Source organism: Paenibacillus sp. EKM206P (genome assembly GCF_011066155.1).
Classification (GTDB): domain Bacteria; phylum Bacillota; class Bacilli; order Paenibacillales; family Paenibacillaceae; genus Paenibacillus; species Paenibacillus polymyxa_D.
In genome coordinates this window covers 1-5,445 of sequence record NZ_JAAMNQ010000033.1, presented here as the reverse complement: position 1 = coordinate 5,445, position 5,445 = coordinate 1, and the positions used below count along the sequence as shown (strand labels likewise).

Sequence of the window (5,445 nt, the reverse complement as noted above, 5' to 3'; positions counted from 1 at the left end):
ATGCACTTTGTACCCGCTATGCTGCATGCGTTTCTGGAGTACGTGGAGCAGCAGCCACGGGAAGTGATGCAAGCGAAACTGGCAACGCTGCGCCATGTCTTTGCCAGTGGTGAAGCATTGCCACCACAGCATGTGGCCCGGTTCCAACAGCTTGTATCGAGCCTTGCGGGAGCGAAGCTGATCAACCTGTACGGCCCAACCGAAGCGACGGTGGACGTATCGTACTTTGATTGCGAGCCGGATGGGGAATATACAGTCATTCCCATCGGGAAACCGATTCAAAACATTCGTCTGTACATCGTGAAGGAAGGCACGGAGCAATTGCAGCCGATCGGGGTTGCAGGGGAGCTGTGCATCGGTGGTGTCGGTGTGGCACGAGGTTATCTGAACCGTCCGGAGTTGACGACCGAGAAATTTGTAACTGATCCGTTTTCGGGTGGTGAAGCAGGCTATGAACGGATGTATCGCACCGGCGATTTGGCGAGATGGATGCCGGACGGCAACATTGAATATCTGGGCCGGATCGACCATCAGGTGAAAATCCGGGGCTACCGGATTGAGCTGGGCGAGGTGGAATCGCAGCTGCTCCAAGTGGAATCGGTACGCGAAGCCGTCGTCATGGCTCGTGCGGCTGAAACGGGCCAAAAACAAATGGTGGCGTACTATGTCGCTGGGCAAGAGATCGGTGCCAGCGAGCTGAGAAGTGAGCTAGGCCGGGAGCTGCCAAGCTACATGGTGCCATCGTACTTTGTACAGCTGGAGCAGATGCCGCTGAGTCCAAATGGCAAAATTGACCGCAAGGCCCTGCCAGCACCGGAAGGCAGCCTGCAAACTGGAGCTGATTATGCAGAGCCGCGTACGGCGCAAGAACGCGCACTGGTAGCGGTCTGGCAGTCGGTACTGGGGCTGCAGACAGTCGGTATTTTGGACAATTTCTTTGATCTAGGCGGCGATTCCATCAAGGCCATCCAAATCGCATCGCGTGCGTTCCAGGCCGGCTATAAGCTGGACATGAAGGATTTGTTCCAGTATCCAACGGTTGCAACACTGGCACCGCATATGCATGAGGTCAGCCGTATGGCAGATCAAGGAGAAGTAAGCGGGGAAACCGCGTTGCTTCCGATCCAGCAGTGGTTCTTTGCGCAGGAGCGCGAGCGTCCGCAGCATTTTAATCAAGCGGTCATGCTCTATCGTGCCGAGGGCTTTGATGAGACGGCGATTCGCCAAGTCATGGATCACATCGTGAAGCATCATGATGCGCTTCGTACGGTTTTCCGTCAGGCTCCCGCAGGTTATACGGCTTGGACACGCGGTGTAGATGAAGGCGCGTTGTATACGCTGGAAACCGCAGACTACCGTGAACAAGTAGTCTATGCGGAAGCGCTGGAAGCGAAGGTAAATGAAATTCAAAGCAGCATTCACCTGTCCGAAGGACCGCTGGTGAAGCTGGGAGTGTTCCACACAGCCGAGGGCGATCATTTGCTCATAGCTATTCACCACTTGGTGGTGGACGGAGTGTCGTGGCGGATTCTGTTCGAAGATTTCTCGACAGGCTACGAGCAGGCGAGCAAGGGTGAGCCTGTACGATTGCCCTATAAAACGGATTCTTTCCAAGCATGGGCACGGGAGTTGTCGTCTTACGCCAACCGTCCTGAGGCTGCCTCGGATGAAGTTTATTGGAAGCAGCTGGAACAGGCCAAAGCGGAAGCCGCACCGCTGCCTAAGGATTTTACCTACGAGGGCTCCTTAAACGCAGACAGCGAAGTGCTGACGGTAGAGTGGACCGAAGCTGAAACGCAGCAACTGTTAAAGCAGGTCCATCGCGCCTACAACACCGAGGTCAATGATTTGCTGCTGACCGCGCTGGGACTGGCGGTGCACAATTGGACAGGCGCAGGACAGGTACTGGTGAATCTGGAGGGCCATGGCCGGGAAGCGATCCTGCAAGAGGTGGATATTACACGTACCGTAGGTTGGTTTACGAGCTTGTATCCAGTGCTGCTGGAGACCGGCAAGGAAATGACACTGGCTCAGCGGATTAAAGAAACGAAGGAAGGTCTGCGCCGGATTCCACATAAAGGGCTGACCTATGGAACTTGGCGCTACTTGTCTCCTGCGTCTGCATCGGATGAAGCGCATACGATTGCAGCAGAACCGGAAATCAGCTTTAACTATTTGGGTCAGGTCGATCAGGATCTACAAAACAGTGGAATCGCATTGTCACCCTATAGTGCAGGGGAGACAGAGGATGCACATTCACCGCTGCAATATACGCTGGATTTAAACGCGATGATCTCGGAAGGCACGCTGCGCTTGACGATTGCTTACAGCCGTAAGCAGTATCGTAAAGAAACGCTGGAACGTGTGGCAGGACTGCTTCAATCCGCTTTGCAAGAGGTGATTACGCATTGCGTCGCTCAGGAACAGCCGGAACTGACCCCGAGTGATGTATCCTTCAAAGGTCTGACGACTAGAGAACTGGAACAAATTGCGAAACAGGCGGCACATACCGGTGATTTGGAAAATGTATACGCACTGACGCCGATGCAAAAGGGGATGCTCTTTTATAATCTGATGGATTCGCAATCGGGAGCTTATTTTGAACAGGCCTCCTTTGATCTGCGAGGACATTTTAATATCGCTGCATTTGCGGCCAGTTTGGATGTTTTAATGCAGCGGCATACGGTACTGCGCACGAACTTCTACAGCGGCTGGCAGGATGAACCGCTTCAGGTTGTGTACCGCAATAAGCGCAGTGAACTGTATGTGGAAGATTTGCGGGATATGAAGGACGAGCAGCAAAACGAATACATGCTCGAATTTACGCGTAAAGACAAGCAAAGAGGCTTTGACCTAGCACAAGACGCCTTGATGCGTGTCGCTGTGTTGCGCACAGGTGAGGAGACGTACCGTTTTGTATGGAGTTTCCATCATATCGTGATGGATGGCTGGTGCTTGTCGCTGGTGACCAACGAAGTGTTTGCGAGCTATTTTGCGATCCTGGCCCATAAACAACCGGAACTGGCCCCTGTAACGCCGTACAGTCAATATATCGAATGGCTGGAGCAGCAGGATCGTCAGGCCGCATCAAGCTACTGGAGCAAGGTTCTGGAAGGATATGAGGAGCAGTCTCGTTTGCCACAGGCTAAAATTCAGGGCAAAACGGGGTATCAGTCGGAGCGTTTAGATTTTGATTTGGGCGCGGATCTCACAGCTGGTATTCAGCGCATAGCCAAGCGTTATCAGGTGACGATCAATACGTTGATGCAGACCGTTTGGGGCCTTTTGCTGCAAAAATATAATGGCACCGATGATGTCGTGTTTGGCAGCGTGGTATCTGGACGTCCGGCAGACATTCCGAATGTGGAGCACATCATTGGTCTGTTTATCAATACGATTCCGGTGCGTATCCGCAGTCAAGTGGACAGTTTATTCTCCGATGTGATGAAGCAAACCCAGGAGCAATCGATTGCTTCCCATACCTATGATACGTATCCGTTGTATGAAATTCAGGGACTGTCGGAGCTTAAGCAGGATTTGATCAATCATATTCTTATTTTTGAGAACTATCCGGTCGAGGAACAAATCGAGCAATTAGGCAGCGGTGATGAGTCCAGCTTCACGATCACCGGAGCCGAGTCTGTCGAGCAGACCAACTATGACTTTAACCTGGTGGTACTGCCCGGGAACACCATTCACATGAGCTTTGGCTATAATGCCCTGGCCTTTGAACGGGAAAGTGTAGAGCAAGTCCGAGGCCATCTGGTGCAACTGCTGGAGCAGGTGACAGCGAATCCGGACATCCGTGTACATGAGCTGGATATGTTAAACGAGCAGGAGCGCGAGCAAATCGTTAAGGTTTGGGGGAATACAGCAGCAACCTATGCAAGCGAGCAAACGATCCATGGCTTGTTCGAGACGCAAACGGCGCAGACACCGGAGCAGACAGCCTTGTTCTTTGAAGGAGAAGCGCTGACTTATCGCGAGTTGAATGAACGCGCCAATCGCCTGGCTCGTACCTTGCGCAGTCAAGGCGTGACGAAAGATCGTTTGGTGGGTCTGATGACCGAGCGGTCGGTGGATATGATCGTGGGCATCTTCGGGATTTTAAAAGCCGGAGGCGCATATGTCCCCATCGATCCAACCTACCCGGAAGAGCGTATCCGCTATATGCTGGACGACTCGGGTGCGAAGCTACTGTTGACACAAAGTCATCTGGTGGACAAAGCAGTTATCGATGGCCAAGTGCTGGTGCTGGATGGAACGCAAACGGTGTATCACGAGGATGGTTCCAACCTGGAGCCGTGGTCCGGTCCAAATGATTTGGCGTATGTGATTTATACATCGGGTACAACAGGGCAGCCGAAGGGCGTTATGCTGGAGCATCACGGGCTGTGCAATCTGAAAACGTATTTTGATCAGACGCTTCGAATCCGCATGTCGGATCATGCGTTGCTGTTCGCTAGCTATTCGTTTGATGCGGCTTGCTGGGAAATCTTCCAAGCGCTGTTCTGCGGAGCCACGTTATATGTGCCAACGACAGAGACGATTTTGAACTACGAGCGGTTTGAGCAATATATGGCGAATCACCGGATTACGGTGGCCGCTTTGCCGCCGACCTATGCGGTGTATCTGGAGCCAGAGCGGATGCCACACCTGCGTATTCTGTTCACTGCGGGTTCAGCATCTTCCACCGAACTGGTATACAAGTGGAAGGATCAAGTGGCGTACTACAACGGCTACGGTCCAACTGAAAACTCAGTTGCAACGTCCATCTGGCCGGTGTCCGAGGATGCAAGGGCTGGACAACTCATTTCCATTGGACGTCCTGTGCCGAATCATCGGGTATACATGGTGGATGGGCATGGACATTTGGCTCCGGTAGGCGTAGCAGGTGAGCTGTGCGTGTCTGGTCCAGGTCTGGCGCGTGGATATCTGGATCGTCCAGAGCTGACGGCGGAGAAATTTGTAGCGAACCCGTTTGCGGTTGGTGAAGCAGGCTATGAACGAATGTACCGTACGGGTGACTTGGCGAGATGGATGCCAGACGGCAACATCGAATATTTGGGCCGGATTGACCATCAGGTGAAAATCCGGGGCTACCGGATCGAGCTGGGTGAGGTCGAGGCACAAATCTTGAAAGTGGAAGACGTGCAAGAGGTCATCGTACTGGCCCAAGCGGACGAACAGGGGCAAAACCAACTGGTGGCGTACTATGTCGCTGAAAGAGACGTAAGCGCTGGGGAGCTGCGTAGCTTACTGGGTGAGGATCTGCCCAACTATATGGTGCCTTCGTATTTCATCCAGCTGGAGCAGATGCCACTGACACCGAACGGTAAAATCGACCGCAAGGCACTGCCAGCACCGGAGGGCAGCTTGCAAAGCGGAGCGGATTATGTAGAGCCGCGCACAGCACTGGAGCAGACGTTAGTGTCCATTTGGCAG

1 protein-coding gene is annotated in these 5,445 nt (G+C 53.2%); it reads left to right on the top strand.

Annotation, left to right across the window (positions count from 1 at the left end):
• Positions 1-5,445: non-ribosomal peptide synthetase (locus G9G53_RS25475; RefSeq protein ID WP_165150861.1), on the top strand; the 5,445-nt coding region annotated here is incomplete at both ends.